Source organism: Brevibacillus sp. HB1.2 (assembly GCF_013332495.1).
Lineage (GTDB): Bacteria > Bacillota > Bacilli > Brevibacillales > Brevibacillaceae > Brevibacillus > Brevibacillus porteri.
In genome coordinates, this window is the sequence record NZ_JABMIU010000008.1 from 157,379 (window position 1) to 181,525 (window position 24,147).

9 protein-coding genes are annotated in these 24,147 nt (G+C 46.0%); 1 reads left to right on the forward strand and 8 read right to left on the reverse strand.

Going from position 1 to position 24,147, the window contains the following annotated elements; genetic code table 11:
• Positions 1 to 3: 3 nt before the first annotated feature.
• From HPY28_RS19055 to HPY28_RS19085, 7 genes are all read right to left on the reverse strand, one after another.
• A complete protein-coding gene (locus HPY28_RS19055) occupies positions 4 to 7,119 on the reverse strand; it encodes an amino acid adenylation domain-containing protein (RefSeq protein WP_174231172.1) in 7,116 nt (2,371 codons plus the stop codon).
• A 936-nt stretch (positions 7,120 to 8,055) separates the two neighbouring features.
• Complete coding sequence (locus HPY28_RS19060; protein ID WP_174231173.1) at positions 8,056 to 13,014, reverse strand: Ig-like domain-containing protein; 4,959 nt, start codon at positions 13,012 to 13,014, stop codon at positions 8,056 to 8,058.
• 233 nt (positions 13,015 to 13,247) lie between these two features.
• Positions 13,248 to 13,775, reverse strand: coding sequence for a hypothetical protein (locus HPY28_RS19065; protein ID WP_174231174.1), 528 nt, complete (start codon positions 13,773 to 13,775; stop codon positions 13,248 to 13,250).
• Positions 13,756 to 15,540: a sensor histidine kinase gene (locus tag HPY28_RS19070; protein ID WP_174231175.1), complete on the reverse strand. Its 1,785-nt coding sequence runs from the start codon at positions 15,538 to 15,540 to the stop codon at positions 13,756 to 13,758. The genes HPY28_RS19065 and HPY28_RS19070 overlap by 20 nt, the downstream gene beginning before the upstream one ends.
• On the reverse strand, positions 15,537 to 16,217 hold the full coding sequence (locus HPY28_RS19075) for a response regulator transcription factor (RefSeq protein WP_017251702.1): 681 nt from the start codon (positions 16,215 to 16,217) through the stop codon (positions 15,537 to 15,539). Before HPY28_RS19075 ends, HPY28_RS19070 begins: the two co-directional genes overlap by 4 nt.
• 251 nt (positions 16,218 to 16,468) lie before the next feature.
• Positions 16,469 to 19,039 (reverse strand): winged helix-turn-helix domain-containing protein, encoded by a 2,571-nt coding sequence (locus HPY28_RS30835; protein ID WP_174231176.1) that lies wholly within the window; start codon positions 19,037 to 19,039, stop codon positions 16,469 to 16,471.
• 241 nt (positions 19,040 to 19,280) lie between these two features.
• A complete protein-coding gene (locus HPY28_RS19085; protein ID WP_174231177.1) occupies positions 19,281 to 20,399 on the reverse strand; it encodes a hypothetical protein in 1,119 nt (372 codons plus the stop codon).
• A gap of 137 nt (positions 20,400 to 20,536) precedes the next feature.
• On the opposite strand from HPY28_RS19085, the gene HPY28_RS19090 reads away from it, so the two are divergent.
• On the forward strand, positions 20,537 to 21,610 hold the full coding sequence (locus HPY28_RS19090) for an RDD family protein (RefSeq protein WP_174231178.1): 1,074 nt from the start codon (positions 20,537 to 20,539) through the stop codon (positions 21,608 to 21,610).
• Positions 21,611 to 21,716: 106 nt separating this feature from the next.
• Here the strand turns inward: HPY28_RS19090 and HPY28_RS19095 are convergent, their stop codons facing one another.
• Positions 21,717 to 24,038 carry a S9 family peptidase gene (locus HPY28_RS19095; protein ID WP_174231179.1) on the reverse strand — a complete coding sequence of 774 codons (2,322 nt, stop codon included), beginning with the start codon at positions 24,036 to 24,038 and terminating at the stop codon, positions 21,717 to 21,719.
• Positions 24,039 to 24,147 lie beyond the last annotated feature (109 nt).

Consider the following 24,147-nt stretch of genomic DNA (forward strand, 5'->3'; position numbering starts at 1 on the left):
CTCCTAATGATTACTCCACATTTCCAGCAGTTGTTTTTCTTCCTCTTCTGAAATCAATCGCAAGCCTTCTATTGACTCCTCAGGATATGCCATCACTTGTTCGAGCCAATTCACAAAATGTCCGATCATTCGTTCTATGCTGGACGGATTAAATAGGTCTGTATTGTAGCCGAATGAAATCGTCAACGAGTGCTCTGAATTGACTTCTATTGAAATCGACAAATCAAATTTGGCAACCTTGATGGTGCTTTTCACTGGCTCAATTTTTCTATTTGGCCATTGCTTTACGTTTCTCAGGTGGGTTTGCATCGTAAAAATCGTTTGGAAAACAGGGGAGTAGCTTGCATTTCGCTCTGGCTGGAGAGCCTCTACTATTTTTTCAAAGGGCACATCCTGATTTTCTTGCCCGCGCAATGTTTTTTCTTTGACTTGGGCGACCAATTGCCTGAAGCTTGGATTGTCTTCGACGTTCACTCTGTAAACCAGCGTGTTTACAAAGCACCCGATTAACCCTTCCATTTCTTTTCGAGTGCGATTCGCAACCGGGCTTCCTACTAAAATGTCTGTTTGTCCGGTATACCGAGAGAGAAAGCTCTGATAGGCAGCTAGTAATGTCATGAACAGGGAAGCGCCCTCTTGCTTGCTGAAAGCTTTTAGTTTTTCTAATAATGAAGGGGCCAGATCGATATGCTGCATGTCTCCTGCATACGTTTGAATGGCTGGTCGTGGACGATCGAATGGCAGCTGAAGCACCGTAAGATCGTCTGCAAGTTCATTTTCCCAATACGCCACTTGCTCTTTCATCGTCTCATCTGATAGCCATTGTCTTTGCCAGACAGCAAAGTCCCCGTATTGAATGGATAACGGTGGCAGATCGGCAGGTGTTCCGCTGACTGCTTCTTCATAAAATGCCATCCACTCGTCCAACAAGATATCCTCTGACCAGCCATCGAAGACAATATGATGTACGGTACAAAGCAGAACATACTCCGATTCATCCTGCTTAATCAGCTCGGCTTCAATCAACGGTCCTTGGCTCAAGTCAAATACGCGATCAGCACTCTGTTGAATAGAATGCTGGACCTGCTTTTCACTTTCATCCGCGGAGAGACTACTTACATCTATGACAGGCAATGATCTTGATTGATGCGGCTGAACGAGCTGTACAGGGACGCCATTTTGTTTTGCGAATACGGTACGAAGCATTTCATGACGTTCAACCAATTGGTTAAATCCTTTTTCTAATCCGGCAACATCCCATGAACCGCTTAAGCGCCATACATAAGGAATGTTATAGACGTTGCTTCCTGGCTCCAGTTGGTCAAAAAACCACAACCGCTGCTGCGCAAAAGATAACGGAATGGGTTCCGTTCTATCCACTTGTAGGAGCGCAGGCAGTTGAACCATTTTTTCGCCTTGTCGCAATTCGGTTAGCCGCTTAGCCAACCCCTCAATGGTCGGGCAATCAAAGATCGCTCGGATAGGTAGATGTTGACCAAACACTTCTCGTATGCGCGATACAACCTGTGTTGCCAACAGGGAATGCCCTCCCAATTCAAAGAACGAATCAAATACCCCTATTTGGTTTACTCTTAAAATTTCACTCCATATGAGTGCGAGCAATTCTTCCGTTGAGTTTCGCGGCGCTGTGTAGTGATGGCTTACTATGTGGATCTCAGGCAGTGGCAATGCTTTACGATCCAATTTGCCACTCGATGTGAGCGGCATTTCCCCCACCCGTACAAAATAAGAAGGAATCATATACGGCGGTAACTGTTTCTGTAAATGGCTTTTTACTGTCTCGGCCTCTGATGCCCCACTGTAATAAGCAATTAATCGTTTATCCCCCGGCTCATATTCATGGGCAATGATTGCCACTTCTCCTGACCCTTGCTGCTTCCTCATAACCGCTTCGATTTCACCTAATTCAATCCGATAACCGCGAATTTTCACTTGATTATCCATACGGCCGATGTACTCAATATTGCCGTCTGGCATCCACCGAGCGTAGTCACCTGTCTTGTATAACCTTTCAGATGGATTGCCAAAAGGATTCGGGACAAAACGTTCAGCTGTTAACTCAGGCTTTCCGATATACCCTCGTGCAAGACCAATGCCCCCAATAACCAATTCGCCCATCACGCCTATTGGTTGCAGGTCCCCTTCCTTATTGAGGATGTAGGCTTGAATATTATCCATAGGCTTACCAATGGGGATTACCTTGCTATCGGCCTGGCAATCATAGTAGGTCACTTCAATAGTCGTTTCCGTAGGACCATACAGATTAATAAGAGTCGTATGATTCCTTTGCCCGATTAATCGATGAAAACGTTGAACCTGTTCCGCACTCAAAGCTTCCCCGGTTGTATAGACTCGCTGTAAAGTTTTGATTTCCTCTGCGCAATCCACGTTTTCCAAATGGTCTAAAAAGATGCTGAGCATAGATGGAACAAAATGAATATAAGTTATCTGATGCTGGGCAACCGTTTTGACAATAAGTTCCGGGTCTTTCTCTGCATGGGGAGCGAGGAAACATAATTTACTACCAGTGAAAAACCATAGGACTAATTCCGTTACGGAAACATCAAAACAATAGGGAGTCTTTTGCATGATGGTGTCATGCTCGTTCATGGGGTAGCGATGGACCATCCAGTTCATCCGATTGACAACCGAGCAATGCTCGATCATGACTCCTTTTGGTGCCCCCGTCGAACCTGAAGTATAGATGACGTACGCCAAATTTTTCGAATGGGCAACGGACTCCAGATTCTCGCATTCTACATCCTGATCCGGCCTATTCTCTTCCAATAACAGGACGGGTCCATTGAAATCGATCGCTGTCTTGAATTTCTCTTGCATGACGACGACCTTCGTATCGCTATCCCGGAGAATGTAGGACAGTCTTTCTTTCGGAGCCACTGTGTCCATCGGCATATACGCTCCACCCGCTTTTAAAATGGCAAGAATACCAATCATCATGTCGGGAGAACGCTCACTCAGTAACCCTACTAATGTATCCGGCTTCACTCCCTGATTTCGCAATTTGCTTGCCAGGAAGTTTGCCCTGTTATTTATTTGCCTGTAGGTCCATTGTTCGTTGCCGAATACAACCGCCATTCGCTCTGGCGTCCGGGCAGCTTGCTCTTCGAATATTTGATGGAGCGTTTTTTGATCCTCAAACGCAACATCCGTATCATTCCACTCTTGGAGAATTTGGTTCTCTTCAGAAGCGGTCAGCATAGGCATGGAATGCAACGTCCGGTCACTGTGCGTAAGAACGCTTTTCAGCAATTCAATATAATGCGCAAACATGCGGCGCATCGTAGATTCGTCATACAAATCCGTATTGTATTCCCAGTCAAGACTTATACTTCCGTATTCATCCTTTGTTAAAAGGGAAGAAGAGAGCTCCTCGTGATTTGTCACCACTACGTTGATATCAAATTTGGCCGATCCGTTGCTAATGCCTTCGGTGAGTTGAATATTCAGATTGGATACAGGTAAATGCGTGACTTTTGCATCCTGGAAACTAAACATGACTTGGAATAGAGGGTTACGGCTTTGATCACGCTTCAGTTTTAAGGCATCGACTACTTGGTCAAAAGGAATCTCTTGATTCTCGTACGCTTCCAAGGCCGATCTCTTCACATCTTGCAATACATCCTGGAACGTCATATTGTCGGTAAATTGCGTACGGATCACAATATTGTTGACAAACATCCCGATCAATTCTTCCGTGTCTTTCCAGCGGCGATTCGCGATACCCGAACCTACAATAATGTCTTCTTGATTGGAATAACGATGGAGCAAGGTTTGAAACGCAGACATCATGACCATGAATAAGGTCGTGTTTGTTTTCATGCAGTAATCACGCAATTGAAGATACAGTTCTTCCGGTATTAATTGGGTAAACATATTCCCGTGAAAGGTTTGATTTACTGGTCGTGGCCTGTCAGTGGGTAGTTCCAGAACCCCATTGGCCCCTTGCAGTAGATTCTTCCAGTACGTTAACTGCTTGTTTTCCTTGCCGCGCTTAAACAGCTCGTTCTGCCATACGCAATAGTCTGCGAATTGAATCGGCAACTCAGCCAGTGGAGATGGTTTCTTTTCAAGATAGGCACTGTATAGCGTAAACAGTTCTTTTAAAAATTTGCGGAATGACCATCCATCATGAATCAGATGATGCTCCACAAACAAAATGACAGACTCCAACTCAGAAATCTTATAAACAATCCATCGCGCCAATGGCAGCTGTGCGATATCAATCGGATTTTTGATCTCCATTTGAATGAGTCTTTGGACTTCGGCGGCACGATCACTCTCAGGTAAGTGCGAAACATCTATAACAGGCAATTCCACATCGAATGGTTCATAGATCACCTGATAGGGTTGTCCATTTTTCTCATGAAAAACGGTTCGGAATATTTCATGTCTGCGAACAATCTCTGTAAAACACTTATTGAGTATGGGGAGATCCAGCATCCCGCGCACTTTCATTGTGGCTTGAAAAATATAAGCCAAATTATTCGCGCTTAACTGTTCTAAAAACCACACTCTTTCTTGCGAATAAGAAAGCGGCAATTCTCGATCTCGTGATACCCTCTTGATGGCAGGTAACGCATCCACTGCATCTACCTCATCTGCGGCAGTTACGATCGGCACGATGCTCCGAATCGTCGGATGGGTAAACAGAGCAGACAACGGAATCTCTTTCTTGAAAAGAGCACGGATTCTGGCAATAACCTGAGTCCCCAACAGCGAATGTCCGCCTAATTCAAAGAAATTATCCTCGACTCCAATCTCATCGTATCCGAACAAATCCATCCAAATGTCCAAGAGCTTCGTTTCCCATTCTGTTTCCGGTTTTACATATTCCGTCGAAACATGCGGACGACTATTACCTACCTCTGGCAGTGACTTCAGGTCAATTTTTCCACTGGGGGTTAGCGGGAAAACATCCATTTTCACAAAGTAGGCCGGAACCATGAACTCTGGAAGCTGAGCCTTTAGATAATCACGCCATTCTGTTACCGTTCCAGACCCTATCACATAAGCGATCAGCTTGTTATTTTCATAGGCGTCTTTTTTCGCGACAATGATTGCTTGCTCAACAGTCGAATGATTGCCTAAAGTGACTTCAATTTCCTCCAGCTCAATTCTGTACCCTCTCACTTTTACCTGGTTGTCATTGCGCCCGATATACTCCAAGTTTCCGTCGGCCAAGTACCGAACCAAATCTCCGGTTCGATACAAACGCGAGTCTGATTTTGGACAATACGGGTTGGAAATAAAGCGTTCCTTTGTCAATTCAGGACGGTTCAAGTAACCTCTTGCTACGCCTGATCCGCCGACATACAGTTCTCCGGCAACTCCGACAGGTTGCATTTGCAAATGTTCGTTCAACACGTATAACTGTGTATTGGCATTCGGTTTTCCAATGGGTATTTGCGCGTGGGTTTCATCTGGATGGCATTTGAAGCTGGCAACCTCGACTGTCGTCTCTGTCGGCCCATATGTGTTGTATAAGGTTGTACCATGAGGAATGGTCAACAGATCGGTACATTTCGTAACAACAGGAGGCGGAAGTACTTCCCCTCCAACTGTGACGTATTTCAAGGAGGATAATGCAGCAGAAGAACCATGATTTTCTATAGAATCCAATACAGCTTTCAACATAGATGGCACAAACTCGAGATGGGTAATTTTATGCATCTCGACTGCTTTCACAAGCAAGGCAGGGTCTTTCTCATCGCTGTTCGGGAGGATGTACAAGCTAGCGCCTTTCAACATCCACCAAAAGAGTTCCCAAACAGAAGCATCAAAGGAAACAGACGTTTTTTGTAAAAGCCTGTCCGTTTGTAAAAGTGGACTGCGACTCTCCAGCGTTTGAAGAAAATTCATAACGGAATGATGCTCAATCATTACCCCTTTCGGATTTCCTGTCGAGCCGGAGGTATAGATGACATAAGCAAGATTATGGCCGTTTACTTCCATTGCAGGGGGCTCCGTGCTTTCATTCGACAAAATTTCGCAATAATCCGACAATTTTACCACTTTTATTCCGTCAGGTACTTTCGTCGCGGACGCTTCATCCGCAATCACTACTTGTAAAGCAGCATCTCCCATAATATAGTGGAGTCTTTGAACGGGATAAGCAGGATCGATCGGTACATAAGCGCCTCCTGCTTTCAACACACCTAATATGCTTACGATCATTTCCATGGAACGCTCTTGGCATATTCCCACCAGCACTTCACTCGTTACACCAATCTTTCGGAGGTAATTCGACAATTGATTTGAGCGGAGATCCAATTCCCGATAGGTCATCTTCTCTTGCTTAAAAACGAGCGCGATGGCATCGGGATTCCGATTGGCTTGGAAATCAAAGGCATTCAAGATTGTGTCAGGAACATTCGTGGGTTCATCATTCCTGCACCACTCGTCTACCAGTTCTCTCTCTTGGTTTTTGGTTATTAGTCTCAATAAATCGATAGGAGTTTCGACATCCGTGATTACTTGTTCGATCCAGTTACAAAAGTTCTCGATCATTCGTCGTATCGTCTGTTGTGTAAACAGGAAGGAATTATATGTAAAAGTTATGCGCATTCCCTCAGCTTCTTCGACATCAACACGCAGCTCTACATTTGCTATTTGGGAATCGACAAAAAGTTTGATATCCCCATCCCCAGCTTTTCCCACTCTTAAAAAGGTATGAAATAATTTCGTAGTTTCGGAGTTGCTGGTAAGCTTCTCCTCCATCCCATTCTCTTTGACCTCGTTCAACAGCTGCTTAAAATTCGTCGTTCCACTCATAATCACTCGACTTGCAAAAAAGGCAGAGCTATCACCCTCTATCGCACCAATCCGAATGTCGTTTTGCCCCGTATATCTGTAAAGATAGCTATGGTATGCAGCCAAGAATAGCGTAAACATGTCGGTCTCTTCTTGCATGCAAAGTAATCTTGCTTTCTCCCCCACCGGTTTTAACAGATCAATCGATTGCCACTCTTCTTCATAGCGAACATTTTTTTGTCTGGGGATATCAAACGGAAGCTGTAGCAATGGAGCCTCTCCTGCCAATTCTGAAAGCCAATGATTCACTTGATCTTCCATGGTCATGGTTATCCTCCCTTTTTGAGCTTGATAATGAAGGGGGAACCCTCTAAAATTATGAAGTTCCTCACCCGCTCTGCTTGATCAGACTTTTAAAATGGATAGTAGTCGGTAAGCCTCCCCCTCCTTTACAAAGTAGGCGTTGACTCATCGAATCGTCCACGATAAAGACTGGACACCCGATTAGTTAAGGTGAAGCAAATAGAAAAAGGGAAAAACATAGGAATAGTTGATCAAACAAACATGTTGCTTTCAAATTTTATTGTGCATGTTCAAAGCGGCTACAAACGAGATGTGAAAGGGAAGGTAACTGAATTGAATTGCTATGAATTCGCGAAAAAAGTGGAGTAGTGTTTGAATACAGTTGAGTATGAAACACCTATGCAGGGAAGCCTTGCAATTGAAAGGTGAATTGTTCTTTCGAATCGTGGAAAGGTAGCTTCAGATTCTACTAGGAAGAGGGGATATTTTAGAACAATTACCTATTAAAAGCATAAAATGTAATAGATTACCATTTAAGAGCATTATATCATATCTGAATTTTATGTCAAATATTAGCCTAGACATTGGTTTATCATCAAACAAAAATAGACATGTTTACCTTCTCGGGTAGGCTGGTGTAGAAATTGATCGATACCTGAGAAGGTTGAACATGTCTATTTTTCTTTGTAGAAATTTGCTTACTCGATACGTTAAATCATTACCCTTGGAAAAGGGTATACCCTCCTACTACTATCGAGACTGCAAATAAAATACCGAAGTACCACTTCGTAAACCGAAGACTGAACCACGAGCCTTCCCACCATAAAATACCAAAGAAAATAGCCCCAATCATCATGCTAGTGACAAAAGCAATGGATGCGTTTTCCATATTTCTTCACCTTTAAAAACAGGATGGAAAAGAGGCTGCCCTCCATAGTAGATCGAACAGCCCCTTTTCATTTACCAGACCGTAATGTTAATCGTAATGGTCTCGCCGCCGTATTCCACTGTAATCGTTGTTTTACCAGATTCCAGTGCGGTCACGACACCATTTTCTACAGTCGCAATCTCTGGATCTTCCACTGTCCATTCGGCATCCTTGGTGACGATCTCCTCGTATCTATTTTCATAGACCGCATACAGGACGATCTCTCCAGTATTGTCTGCCTTCAAGCGCAGCGAAGAGCGCGATACTCGCAAATCTTTTACTTTCTTTTCCTCTACTACGAGCACACGATTGGTTACCTTTTTACCGCCATATTTCGCAGTAATGACAGCCTTCCCTTCAGCCAGCGCTGTCACTTTTCCCTCTTTTGTTACTTCGATGACCTCTTCGTCGCTTGAGGACCACGTTGCTTTTTCTGTCACCTCTTCGGTGTTCTTGTCACTGAAGACGGCTGTCAGAGTGAGCTGCTTCTCCTCATCGATCTCCAGCACCAAATCCTTGAAGGAAGTCGTCAACGAACGAATCGTTTTCTTAGAAACCGTCACCGGAATCTCTAGTTCCTCGCCCATATAGCGAACGGTAACGATGTCTTCTCCCTCTTCTTTTCCTGCCGTAATGCGGCCCTGCTTGACGGTAACCAACCCGTTTTCTGTGTCGTATTCAACATTTTTGTCTCGCGTGATGTCTTTGCGTTTTTTGCCTTCTACTTTATAAAGGCGTAAGGTCGTGGTTCCCTTTGGCTTCATCCAGAAGGACGGTTCGTTTGTTTCCAACTGGAAGGTGGCTATTTCCTTAACGGTTACTTCCACCGAATCGGTTTTGTTCCCATCCTCGGTCGTCACTGTAATCGTCGCGGTCCCAGGAGCTACAGCCGTGATCTTGCCTTCCTTATCTACCTCGACGATCTCAGAGTCGCTGCTTTCCCACTTGACTCGTTTGTTGGTGGCGTTCGTTGGTTTTACAGTGGCACGAAGGCTTTCTGTATCGCCAACACGCAGCGTTAACTCCTCTTCCTCCAACTCAACTCCGGTGACCGGCTCTCCCGTTGGCGGATTCGACACATATAGCTCAATGGAATCATCCAGTTCGACGGTGTTTCCTGCCTGGTCGCGAAGCTGGATCAGAACTTTTTTCGTGCCATTGCCATACGGCAAGCTCCACGGCACTGTTCCCGTCACTTTTTCCCAGCTGCTCCACTTGCCTTGGTCATTGGAGATGCGCATCTCTACATCTCCCAAATTGTCCGTGGCAGTAACATGCAGTCTCACGCTGGTGGAGCTGGTTAGACGATCATCATTGTTGATGACGAACGTTCCCGTTGGTGCTGTCTTATCCAAGGTAAACGTGATCTTGGTTTCGTTTCCGGAAGCATCTACGACCCGCAGTTCATGCTTGCCTTCACTTGTTACCTGGTCGCCACTTGCGAACGGAGCACTATTCAATGTCGCGGTTCCTTCATTGAAGGTGATGGTCACGTCATCTTTGTAAATGCCTTTATCCTCGACTCCTGTAACAACTGGCGCATCTGCATCCAGCTCGATCGTATCGGAAACAGTTGTGATGTGCCCAGCCTTGTCCGTAATCTGCATTTCGACGGTCTTGGTTCCATCACCGGACTTCAATTGCCATGCTTTGGCCGCAGTTACTGCCTCCCAATCGCTCCAGTCGTTGTCACCATTGGCGAAGCGAATTTCCACATCGCTCGTACTGTCATTCGCTGTTATGGCGAGCGTAACATCACGAGACTTGGTATAGTTCTCTCCGTTATTAATCGTGATAGATCCAGTCGGCGCCACCACATCTAGCTCAATCGTATCGCTTAGCTTTGTGACGTTCCCCGCTTTGTCCCGCAGCTTGACATAAACCGTTTTGGTGCCGTTTGTACTGCCATCAGCCAGCTTCCATGCTTTTGACTCTGCGAAACGCTCCCACGTACCCGAGTTGTCATCCGCGTTAGAGATCAGCATTTCGATATCGTCTGTATTCCCTGGGGAAGTAATGTGTAACGTCACATCTTCTGTTTTCGCAAATTCGGCTCCGTTATCGATGCTGAGCGTTCCTGTCGCTGGTGTTTTATCCAGCGTAAAACGAATCGTCGTGCGATTTTGTGCCTCATCTGTGACGACCAACTCATACGATCCTTCCACAGTGACGACAGAACCGCTCGTAAACGGACTGCCATTCAGTAATGCTGTTCCCTCGTTGAAGGAAATCGTTACGTCGCTCGCATAGACACCATTCTGGGCGACTCCCGTGACGACTGGTCCAGCTGAATCCAGCGTGATTTGCTTTTGAAGGGCCAATTGGTTTCCGGCTGGATCTCTCAGCTCGACATAGACCGTTTTGGCTCCATCAACAACGCTCAGCTCCCATGGAACGTCGCCTTTTGATGGTGCCGTTTTCCAATCGCTCCACGTCAGGTTGTCATTGGACAAGCGCATTTCCACACCATGAGCATCAGCCGACTCCACACTCAACGTAACCTTGCTCGAGTTGGTATACAACTGGCCTTGATTGATTTCGAAGGCACCCGTAGGGTTGGTCATATCGAGTGTGATCTCATCAGTAAAGCTGGCAATATTCCCTGCTTTGTCCTTTACTTCCATGTAAACCGACTTGGTTCCGTCCCCAGTCGGCAAGGTCCACGCCTTTGTCGTGGTCAGCGCTTCCCAGGAAGTCCAATTGGCTGGATCACTCGTATCATGGGAAAAGCGCATCTGTAGTTCATTACTGAAATCGGTAACGGCAATTTGTAATGTAGTTGCTAGTATATGGGTATAATTGGCGTCACCATTGATCTTGAGACTGCCTGACGGCTTCGTTTGATCGATGGAAAATGGAAGGATAGTCGTATTGCCCGCTTCATCTGTGACAATCAGCGTATAGGCTCCATCCTCATTGACGATTTCTCCGTCAGCTATCGGCTTTCCGTTCAAGGTCGCCTTTCCTTCGTTGAAGCTGATCGTAACACTCTGATTGTACAGCTTGTTGTTCTCTACCCCTGTGACAACAGGTGCAACCGTGTCGAGTGTAATCGATGCCTGTAAATCATGGGTGTTGCCAGCTTCGTCGATCAACTGTACATAGACTGTTTTCTGTCCATCCCCAATTGTTAACTTCCAAGCCTTGGTGGTCGCAACATCCTCTAGCGCACTCCAGCTGATGTTATCGTTGGACAGTTTCATTTTTACCTTGCTGGTAGCGTCAGTGCCATCGATTTGCAAGATGACATCCTGATTATTTGTATGGGTGGCTCCGTTATTGATCGCAAGAGTTCCAGTAGGTGCGGTTTTATCCAGGGTAAAGGCTACCGCCGTCGTATTCCCCGCTGTATCCGTCACGACTAACGTGTACTTGCCCTCCACGCTCACCTTTGTGCCGCTGGCAAAAGGAGCACCATTCAATGTTGCTGTGCCATCGTCAAAGACAGGGGTGACATCCGCCGTGTAGAAGCTGTCATTCGCAACCCCCGTCACAATAGGCGGCGTTTTGTCTAACACGATGGTATCGGATATCGTAAACAGATTCCCTACACCATCACGGAACTTCGCGTAGACTGTTTTTTGTCCGTCTCCACTAGCCAAGTTCCATTCCAGCTTGTTATTGGCTGGGATTGGCAGCCAACTGCCTGTAAAGTTGTTATCATTCGACAACATCAATTCTACCGGGCCGTTCGCATCGCTTCCCTGAATGGTAAGCTCTACCTTTTCTGATGAAGTGGCTACGTTCCCGTTATTGATCTCGATTGTCCCTACCGGAGGAGTCGTATCCAGCACAATGCTATCCTGCGCTTGCAAGACAGTTCCTGTTCCGTCACGCAGCTCCATGAAGACCGATTTGGTCCCTTCTCCTGTCGTGAGGGTCCACGTTACAGGTGTCACAAACGACTTCCATTCGCTCCAAGGACCACCTTCCACGTTCGTCAAACGGTACTCGGGCTTGGCCGCGTCAGGGTCATCATGGGTCATAGTGAGCGTCACATTTGCTGAATTCGTAATCGCAGCACCGCCATTGATGGTAACCGTCGCCGTCGTAGGTGGTTCATTTACATCTGTCACCTGGATGGTCATCATCTTGGTAAAGAAATTGCCAGCCGAGTCTGTTGCGGTTATCGGTACGAAGTAAGTCGACTTCGTTTCAAAATCAAATTTTTCCGTTACCTTCAGTTGATTTCCCTCAACAGTAAATGGCACCGGATTGTTTAGAATGCTGAACGTAACAGTATCTCCTTGATCAGGATCTACTGCCGACAGCGTACCAACTACCGCTCCTATTTGATTGTTTTCAGGAATCGAATTGGACGATAAGAGGATATCGGTTGGTGGAGTGTTAGCAGCATAAGTGATTTCCAGCTGAGAAGCGTAACTAATATTTCTTTTGTCGTAGAAAACGATTTGAGGCTGATACAAAAGTGGTACTGGCGGCGCTGTTTGCCGTCCTCTTAAAACAAAGGTAGCTTTTTTGTCTGGAATCTGGCTCTTAACAAAGCTGGTTACATCAAACGATTTCCACCCTGTGAAATTACTGGGGAGCATCTCATTTGGTATGATTCTTTCGTGATGCATAGGTATCGTCACCGTAGGATCATCGTTCCAGCTGTCATCAGACGAGCCCCATAGATCAATAAAGGGCATATCTCCGCCTGTTGCTTCTACCTTGTGCACATAAATTTTCAGGTTGGCGGACTCAATTTTCTTCTCACTTTTCACGCCGCTCAGGTCAAAACGCAGGGCAGCATTCGCAGCCCCATAATCCCCGCCCGAGTCTCGCGCATAGCCGACGATCAACGCGTTCGGAATCAATTCATACTGTATTCCCTCTGGATAGGCACCAGACGCATCCACGAACTTGTCTGCCTCTACTCTAATCACATCTGTAAGATTAGCTGCGTTCACTTTTTCTTGAATAAACACAGGTTGGACAATTGCAAACAGCAAAGTAAATACCAACAAACGAGCAATCATTCTTTTCATCAATAACACCGTCCTCCTTCCTTCTTCATTTGAACTCCCCCTACTGTCGACACACTCCCCTAGCAAAACATCTAGTTGAAACAAAAATATGGTAACAACAGTCTTTTGCAAAAAATACTAACTAAAGTTATGTCTTTTCGTGATTATTTTCTTCCCAATAAAAAGCCCCACCGTAAACATGTGCCAAACAAAATAAAAAGAACCCCAAAAATGAGGTTCCAATTGAGCGTGCGTTATTTAAGGGTTAACTCCTTCTCCCATGTCTTTTCATTGCCTTGCTCATTTTGAAAGACCAAAATCAATTTCCCCTTTTCCCCCTTCAACTCATCCTTGTAAAAGAAACCAGTGAACTGTCCATTGCCACTGATGTAAAAGCCATTCCCACCAGGGATACCTTCTGTGTCGTTTTTGATCGCTTGCTCTATCGTGCTTACGATGTCAGTTTTCTCAGACTTCCACTGCATGCTAGCTAACGAATAGCCGGCAGGTACCTGTTCGATAAAGAAATCGAAGCTATTCCCATCGATGGGTTTCGGTTCCTGGTCGACCACGACGAGAATTTCTTTTTCCTGCTGCTCTGCGGCCATGTCTTGTGCAACGTTCTCCGGTTGTTTCTCCTTGTTTTCTTTGTTTTCCTGAGGAACTTGAGGCGGCACTTGAGCAGTCGATTCTGTAGGAAGCGGTGTGCCACAAGCACTCGTAACGAGTGATAGGACCAATACAGCCAGTAAACTTTTCATTTTATTCTTTTTCAGATTCATTGTCATTTCCACCTTTGTTTTCATTTTCAACCAACGTGAAGGAAAAAGCGACTCCATTCACGGTATTTTCCGCACCATAATCACTGCCATGCAGATCGAGGATATGTTTACAAATCGCCAATCCGAGACCCGTGCCGCCAGATTTCCGCCAGCGAGAGCTATCTACTCGATAAAATTGCTCCCATATCCGCGTGAGTTGATCGTCTGAAATGTGCGCTCCTTCATTTTCGATTCGAAACCGGATCCACTCCCGCTCGCGGGCCCCCGTAATCCGAATCTCACTTGATGGATTGGCGTGCCGGACTGCATTGCCGAGCAAATTCACGATCACTTGCTCGATACGTCTTGGATCTGCCCATACGTTGTTCTCTTCAGGTAAGGCGAGACATAGTCGTACCTGCTTGTTTGCCAGCTGTAGTTGGAAGGAAGCGGCTACACGATCTATTACTTCCGATACGGGAAACGATTGTCTACGAAGCAAAATGGCTTTGGCTTCGAATTTGGACAACTCCAGCATATCCATAATGAGCTCGTTCATCTTGTCGACTTCGCTTAAAATGACGTCCATATATCGCTCCCGCTTTTCATGTGCGACATCATCTTTTAACCCTTCCGCAAAGCCCTTCACAATGCCAAGCGGGGTCTTGAGTTCATGAGAGATGTTTGCAATCAATTCTTTGCGAAGCTGCTCCATTTTTTCCTTATGCTCTAGATCCTCGCGAAGAGTGACGTTGACATTCGTCAGGTCTTTTAATGTCTGATCTAGCTTGCCAGCTAACGTATTCAGATGGCGAGAGAGCTCACCGAATTCATCCTGAGAATGAATCGAAGCATGTTCTGTGAAGTCCAGATTAGCCATACGTGAAGCGGAATGATTCAGCGTAACTAATGGTTTCGTGATAATCTTCGAAAAGACAAAGGACAGCAGCAATAAGATGACGAGGATGACTGGCGTCGCGTATAAGGAATAGCTGGTCAGCATACTTACCGCATCGCTCACTGGTTGCAACGTCGTCACCGCCAGTATGAAACTCGCCCCGCCCTGATAGGAGAACCGATGAATCACGATGGCATAGTTTACACCACTCCACGGATCAGTCCACTTCCGCTGGATGAATGATCCGCTTTTCATCTGTGTAATCTCGTCGTATTGCTGCTCCAGCCATGGTCCGATTTGATCCGCTACGAGAGAATCCTGATAAAAAGGGTTATGTGCCCGTTGCTGACTAGGCAGCATGAGTTCAGAAATAACAGCCGTAACCCGGGTTAGTCCATTTTCGGACACATTTGTGGATGGACTTTGCCTTGCAATCCGTATCGGCTTCATGATCGTATCGTTCTCATCTATATAGATTCCGTCGATGGTAATCGTGTCTCCAACACGGAGTCCTTCAGGGAGATCGGTGCTTTGCATTTCTTTTAGCGGTAAGGTAATCAATTGATTTTTATTTGCTACTTTTATTTCTAGAAAATAGGGGGTGAGATTCAATTGTCTGAGCTGCTCATCTACGATCGCTATGCTGGCATCTGTGCGATTCATCAATGTACCCACCAGCTTATCCAGCTTGTGCTTGTCGGGAGGGAGTTGAGCGTACTCATCTGGAAAAGATACCATTGCTTGTGAGAGCTCGCTTACTTTCGCATTTAAATAAAAGCGCTCGAAGAAAAACTTTTCCCCTATCAATATCAAAGCGTAGAGCAAAAAGACAAAAACAAAAGTGGCGGCAAATAATTTTGTCACAACGTTAAGTCGAAGGCGTTTCATCGTTTTGCCTCAAACTTATATCCAAAACGGATCATCGTCTGAATCAGATGCTGCTCTGTATCCAGCTTGGCACGCAGTTTTTTCACGTGGGTATCAACGGTGCGATGGTCGCCAAAGTAGTCCATCCCCCAAACCCCATTCAAAATGCTATCTCGGGACAAGACCGTCCCTTCATGCTTAATGAAGAACAGAAGCAGCTCATACTCTTTTGGTGTCAATGAAATCGGGACGCCTGCAATCGTAACGGTGTGAGCTCGTTTGTTTACCGTCAATGCTCCAAACTGAGCGATATCATCTCCCCTCCCGATGCTCCCCTCTGCCCTTTTCATCAGAGCTTTGGCACGGGCCACTAATACTTTTGGGCTAAACGGTTTGGTGACGTATTCGTCCGCGCCAAGCTCGAATCCCATCAACTGGTCATCATCGTCTACTCTTGCTGTAATGATCATGATGGGAATGTCGGATTGTTGGCGGATTTTTCTGCACACCGACCAGCCATCCATCTCGGGCATCATAATATCTAGCACAACTAAATCGACAGGGTGCAGAGCGAAAAGTTCCATCGCCATTTTTCCGTGCTGCGCTTCGTACACTTCCCAAGCTTCTTTTTTAAAATAATCCGATACAAATTCACGTATGAGCTCGTCGTCCTCTACGAGTAACACTTTCCGTTTCATTTCCGCACTCCTTACTCGTGGTTGTGCTTTTATTGCATAGATTACCAGTTTATTGTGAAACTTACGAATCCATATCTCACCGTCGCCATTCCGATGACCGCCAACCTTGGTTTTACAAGATGAGTATAGATGGCTGATGTGACCGTTGTGTGTACATGAGATGGATTTGTAAAGAAAACAAACACCCGAAAATGGCTGAGGCCACTGAAAGAGTGGACTTTTTCAGTGGCCTCCGTATAGGCGGGGTGATTCTAATGGTCGATCTCACTTTCTCTTAATCTGACGATGGCTTGTGCCCGATTTTTCACCTGGAGCTTGCTAAAAACTTGATGCACATGCCCTTTTACCGTCCCCAGTGTGAGATGCAGCTTGTCCGCAATCTCCGAGTTGGACAACCCTTCACCGATCAGTGCCAGTACTTCCGACTCTCTTTCCGTCAATTTTTCCAATGCGGGGGATACCCGGATTTGAATATCTAGCGTAGGAAATTCCTTCTCTACACTTTTGAGCAGCATCGAAAGATAAGCCATCTCTTGCTTGGATACGTTTTTGCTTTTATAGAGCGAATAGAGCATTTTGGCAGCGCCAGGGCCTTCATCCAAAAAAGTGCGTACATAGCCTTCTGGCGCGGCTAACGTTACCGCCATGCGCATACACGCCGTCGCTTCATGATGCTGTTTTTGGATCATGTATGCTTGGCTGAGCAGAAGAAAGGCTTCAATCCTACTCCCGAGCCGATCCTTTATTTCCGCTTCGTGCTTTAAGCTGGTTAGTAGCATGATGGCTGCACTGTCGTTTTTTAAATAGATGTATGCCCGGGCCAACGTCATTCGCTCAAATTCATGTCGGGAAGCGACAATATCGACATTCATTTTCGTGTAAGGCTCGGCCCATTTTTCTATTTCTTCCCGTCGATTTTCTTCGATCCATAATCGAACGCGGAATGTTTCTACAAAAGACATCCAATGGGGAGGCGCATCGTGCTGGCGGCATAGCAATGTGATTTCCTCCATGGCCAGCCACATCTCGTCGTGACGATGCTCTGCTTTTCTCCATCGAGCCAAAGTCAGATACACGGGGACCAATACGCCAAAATTCAAGGAGATGGTGCCTAACTGGATTGCTCGCGGTACAAAATATTTTAACTGCTCAAAATCATTTTTCTCATAATAGAGCTCAGCCATCACGATGGAACCGTAGGCTAATATGCCAAGACCACTGTGCTTCCAGATCGCCCGTAGTTTTGGATAGTATTCATTCACGTTGGACAAATACCCGCTCAAGGCCACACGACTACGCAGCACGTACGGCTCATCCGAATTCAGCTCTATACCGACGATGAAGTAGCGGCTGAATTTTGGCTTCATTTGAACTGATTCTTCCATATATTTGAGGGAAAGATCTACATTTCCCCGCATCACTTCGATATATCCCCGAAGCACACACATTTCTACTCGACAGTCGTCAAAGCTCCCATGATTGGTCCGTGTTGCTTCGTCAGCCAATTGAAGGAGGATTTCCGCCTGATCAATTTCGTTGGATACAGCATGCAGCCAAGCAAAAGCAATGCACAGCTCGGGGTTGCATTCCAACCAGGACTTCTCAAAGTATTTCATCCATCTGCGCAGTGTTATATTTTCGTACTGTTTCAACATCCACGGCGCATGTGCGACGATCAAACGGCTCGCCCGGGTCCAATCTTTTCCGAGAAACGCATGCTCAGTCGCCTCCATTATCCACCCGTGACTTTCAAACCAACAGCTTGCAGAGATATGTAGGGCAGGAAGCAATTCGTTATATGTTTTCCTTACATGGGAAAGCAGAAGTTCTGCGAACAAATGGTGATAACGATACCACTCATTTACGCCATCCAGTGCGATGACAAATGAATTCGTTCTCTCCAGCATGCGAAGGATGTCGTGAGCATCCGGTTCTCCCGTAACGGCTGCGCATAGATCGCCTGTCAGACGCGGCAGTATGGACGTTTTCAACAAAAACTTCTGCACCTTTTCTGGAAGTCGTTTCAATACTTCTTCCGACAAATATTCCCCGACATACTTGTCATTACCGGAAAATTGATGAATGACCTTAGACGCTTCGGGCTTTCCTTGCATGGACAAGGCTGCTAACTGCAAACCGGCCACCCATCCCTCCGTTCGTTTGCTTAGCATGCCAATATCTTGTTCCGACAGACTCAGACCCAGTTGCTCATGGAATAAGCGTCGACACTCCTCCTCATTGAACCGTAGAGTGTCTGAGCCCAGTTGCTTCAACTGTTTCCGAACGCGTAGACGGTGTAGGGCAAAAGGAGGTTCCTCCCGCGTAATTAGAACGACATGCATATATAAGGAAGCATGCTGAAGCAGTGTCTGCAGTCCTTCATGAATGGAAGGCTCCTTAATGAGATGGTAATCGTCCAATACCAGATAAAAATCACGTTCAAATCCCGCAATTTCTTCGAGTAACACGGACATCAACTGCTCAGCAGAAGCCGTGTACTGTGGGTGGAGCACCGAGGAAGATTCTTTGCCCAAGTCTTCCTGAGCCATATCAATTGCCCTAGCAAAATATCGCCAAAAGCGCACGGGATCATTATCTGATTCATCCAGAGAGATCCAACCGGTCGGTTTGCCAGAATTTTGCGTCCATTGACTGACTGCTGTCGTTTTACCGAAACCGGCTGGCGCGCACACGAGAATCAATCTTGCAGCGCCCGCTTCATCGATTTCTTTCAATATCTGATGTCGAAGTAACAAGTCCGAACCATACTTCGGAACATGAAGCTTGGTTGCGATAAGTGGACTGTACGTTAATAAATCCATACGCATCTCCTGCCTAGAAGTAAAATGACATTCATGAAGGAAACATGGAAAGTAGCCTTGCTATCGATGACCTGAAGCGCAATGAGGTTGGCTAACGAGGAAAAAGAGTCTATATAAAGATAGGAAATATTGCTCAGATTAAAGATACAGCAAAGTGATCCATGAGTGGATATTTTTTTTATGAACGTTGCTTCCAAACAGAGAAAAACCCGACCATTACAGATGCCGGGTTTACTTTGAGTCATCTAAACATTCTGTTGATTCGTCTGGCTTCTATTGCGACTTTTTTACTGTACAGCCTTTTATCCTGTTTGAGTTGCAGCATCTTGGCACACTGGTGCGCCTTTCTCAAAACGTTACTGCTGTAGTTGTTTGTCGATTTCAACATCTGGTCGGCCCAGCGATACGCTTCTCTAGCCAAAGACTCGTCGCTATCCTTTGCCTTCAAGCTGATATCCAACAAGGTCTCGCTCAAGCTTCTGCCCAAACCGGCACTCCTCCAGGAGGAAAAGAGTTTGAGCTCTGGCTCGCACTGTTTAACGCTGGCAAAAGCCTTGACCAAGTCCTGCTTGAGCAAATGGATTTCGGCCATTTTTAACCAAAGAAATACTTTGTCAAACGAATCTTCCTGTTCCGGGAGATCCTGTGTGAGATAGTGAAGTGCCTTGTCGTACTCTTCCAATTGTTTTGCCTGATGATACAACAGAGAATAATTCTTTTTGTCAGAGCCCAGTTGCTCTTCTAGCTTCTCCAGTAATTTCCTGGCTTTTGCCATGTTACCGAAATCGCTTGCTCTGTCCATTAACGTAATCAAGGACTCATCCTCGCGATTGGCAGGGTAATTCCTAGCCTTGGATTGAAACCATCGCTCCATATGTTCAGCCGTATACATCGTTTCCAGTTCCTCTTTCTTATCCTGAAAGAAAGAGCTGATTCGGTACAGATCGTTCTCTTTGATATACGTGATCGCCTCTTCAATCCCCGCCGAAATGATATACTCGGTGTCAAAGCCATAGTAGGTATCGAAATTACATAATTTTGCCTGCTCAAACAGTGGGATATGGTTCACATCCTTACACTTCGCCAACAAATAAGCCACAATGTCCATGGATTCATGTAATCCTTGATACGGATGGGATTTATGCATCTCAATCTCTTGGCTCATCAAATAGTGCAGGAACTCTTTGTCTGCTTCTGTCACAGTCTGATCGTATTGAAGCTGAACAATCAGTGCGTATCTTTTCAGCCCGTTCTTGTCATAACCGTATGCATCCTTACACTTGCTATATGCAAAAGAGCCCCAGATGTCTTTGGAATGTTTGATCAATGGCAATTGCTCGGGTATTTGGTGGATTTCCATATGCTATTCTCCTCTCCCCGGAATGGGACGGCAGCGCCTTACTCATCTTTTTCCATTCTAATCGTCTACATTTGACAATACAATTTTCAAAGTGGTTAAATGTAATATGTTTACATTTTTTCAGGAGGTGCACAAAATTGGAGCAACAACCGTCATCATCATCGGTACCGACAGAATTTTCTCCTCTTGCCCAACAAGAGCCACCAAAAAACATGGGGGATTTATTGAAATCGTACGACAGGGCGACGATTTTTTTCACGAGATGGGGAGCCCATGTTCTGGATCATATTCTTCTCGCTTGTTTTCTAATCGGTTTACTCTCCCTTGGGATTTCCATTGATAAAGACGCCAACAGTCTTTACTTCTTCATCCTAGCCGCCATTATCCTATGTTCTTATTATGTACTGTTAGAAGGACTTACCGGATATACGATCGGAAAATTTACTTTTCGCATCATTGCTGTCAATGCAGAAGGACGGCCGCCGGGGTTATGGAAATCATTCATCCGTTCCCTCATTCGTCTATTCGAAGCAAATGCGTTTCTTCTAGGCGGGTTGCCAGCCGGTATCAGTGTGTTGGCTTCCGACAAAAAACAACGGTTAGGCGATCTAGCAGCGAATACATACGTCGTTAAGGTGAAGGATCTGAACAACGTCAGCAAAAAGCAAACAACCGTACTCGCTGTTGTCTTCTCCAGCGTTGCTGTTTTATCCATCATTAGTATGATTTTTGGGATAATCGATCTCGCATCAAGAACGCCTACCGAAGAAATTTTCTATAGCAAGGATAAAAAACTTCAAATAACAGCCCCTTCCGATTGGAGCAAGGATTCAGCCCTTCATGATGAGGCTGATATAGCCATCTCCAATCGAATCAGCGAAAAGTATTTACTAGTACTATCAGATGCCAAACAGAATCTCGACAGTTCATTCACACTTCAGGACTATGCAGACTTCGTTGAAGCAAACATTGAAGATTCAGTAGAAAATGTATCCGTTGATAAACCGATTCGTACCGTAGTAAATAACCAGGTCGCCATCCAATTCAATGCCAAAGGGGAAGGTGACGGCGTCAAAATCGCGTATATTGTGACAGTGTTCGAAACGCCTACACATTTTTATCAAATCATGGCTTGGACTGAGCAGAAAAGGTTTGATTCGCTCAAACAAGAACTGCAAAAGGTCAGTGCAAGTTTTCGCGAGGTAAAATAGCGACTGCCTTCTCCTCGGAAAAAAACTCCATAGTTTTAATAAAAAAGGAAAAGAGGAGCTCTTCTTAGGGCTCCTCTTCGCAGTTCACCGTTTTCTTTCCCACACACTATTTCTCTATCGGCTCTTTATCAATGGCCTTTTTGCTGGCTATTTGATTCCCCCACGGAGGTTCTGCTCTCATCAAGTGCCGTACAAAATAATCCCACTTTCTGCGGATAAAGTACGGTTCCAAAGAAAAGCCGTGATGTCGGTTGGGCAATAGCAGCATGTCAAAATCTTTATCCGCTTTAATCAGCGCATCCGCCATCCGAATCGTTTGGGAAGGATGCACATTTTCATCCATATCTCCGCTCACCAGTAAGAGCTTTCCTGTCAGATTGGCTGCCAGACGTGCATTGTCTTGATCCTTGTACAAGTCCGGGTCATACAGACCTTGATAGCGTTCCGCCCATGCTGCTATATACAGCCGTTGATCATGATTACCACACGCGGAAACCGCAGCCTTGTAAAAATCCGGAAATGAGAGCATGGCCCTTGTTGAAGCGTAGCCTCCCCCTGACGAGCCCCAAATGCCTACCCGATCAACATCCACATACGGGTAGCGCTCAGCCAATTGCCTTACCGCAGTCACATGGTCAAGCAAACCTCCTGCTTCCTCCAATTTTCCGTTCGAGATATCATGGAACCATTTAGAACGATAAGGTGTCCCCATTCCATCTAGGATCAATACGATAAAACCCAACTGCGCCAAAGATTGTCCACCACCCAGCGGGTCATGGCTTCGACCGGGATCGAGCGCGAAAGCTTTCGGCGTATTGATGATCTGTGGTCCCCCGTAAATGTAATCGACGACCGGATACTTGCGTGAAGGATCAAACGGGAATGGACGCAGCATCACCCCATAAAGATCGGTCACACCGTCTCGTGCTTTAACGGTAATCCTTTCTGGAAATTGGTACCCCATCTCGAGCAGCATTTCTACATCAGCGTGCTCCAATTCACGAATCAGGGTGCCATCTATCGAGCGGAGAACAGAAACAGGCGGCAAATCAACTCGCGAAAACGTATCGACGAAATACTTCAGATTGGGAGAAAACACAACATCATGCTCTGCATCTTCTGGCGTCAGCAACGACAGATCCGTTCCATCCAGACGAACGCGATACAGGTGTTGATAATAAGGATCGCGCCCCTCTTCTAGCCCCCCTCCAGTGATATACACCCATCCCTGCTGCTCGTCCACTGCCATCAATTTTCGTACCGTCCAGGAACCCGATGTGATCGGATTGCGAATTTCCCCCGTTTTGCCATCACAATGGTAGAGGTGGCTCCACCCATCACGCTCTGAGTGCCAGATGAACGAACCATCAACCAATAACCGAATATTCGGATTAGTTTCCCCGAGATTATGCAGGTCTTGATTCAAAAACGTATCGCTTTGTTCCCGAAGTAGTGTGCAAACCTCACCGGAGCAAGGATCAGCCACGGAAAAATCGACAGAGCGAGCATCACGGGACATCCGGGCGAAATATACCTGTTTACTGTCGGCTGACCATCCGGCCATTTGCATCCCCGGAGTGAGGGGTGAGACTGGACATGCCAGTAAAGGCTCGTTTTCAATCTTAACTGTGGTTCGCCTTTCCAAATCACAGACGACCAGCTCAGCCAACGGTACGTGTGGATCGCCAACTAGTGGATAACGGTACGAGTGGAGTACCGGTCTGACTTCTTCGCCTTTCGGAACCGATTGAATCAGATACAAATTGCGCACCTTTCTTTGATCAAGCCGATGGGTCAACAGCATCTTGGAATCGGGTGACCAAATTGCTACTGGAGGAAGCTTTATGTTATTCAATCGCTCCCCCACCGTCGAGAGCCGACATTCAGGTTGGGTTCCGTAATCATAGTAAGCCTTGCCGTCGCGGGTTAGCCTGAAACGCTTTCCGGTCTCGAGTGACCGAACATACAAGTTGTGATCATATACGAACGCCACCCACTTTCCATCTGGAGACGGCAGTTCATCCATCGACGGCTTATCCACATGATCTATCGGCTTGCAGCTGTATTCCTGTAAATCACAGTTCCAGACAGTACCGCCCACCTTAAACTGGAATGACGATCCATTCTCGGTAAATAAAAGTTCCCCAAGTGGCAATGTTTCTGCGCTATACGTTTCTCCTGCCCTTCTTGACAAACAGACAGCTAATCGTGCGTGATCGAATGCTGGCTGACTCGTATTCTGTTCAGCATCCACGATCACATATTGCCTGCCAGTCCCCTTTTCCAAACGGATTTCTCGGATGTACCAGAACCGATTCCCACTGATCCAGTTTGGCCTGACAAAAGCATTGAATACTGCGTCGTAATAATTGGCAGGATGCAAGCGTTGTGCCCTCTCATACTGTTCCCCTGTGACAACATTCTCCATGTGAATCCCCCTCTTCCAAAGTGAGATACAAGAATCATGTGCTTCACAATTTCAAACCTGAAGTTTCCTTAATTATCCATTTGTTACATGCATATGTAAATCGCGAGAT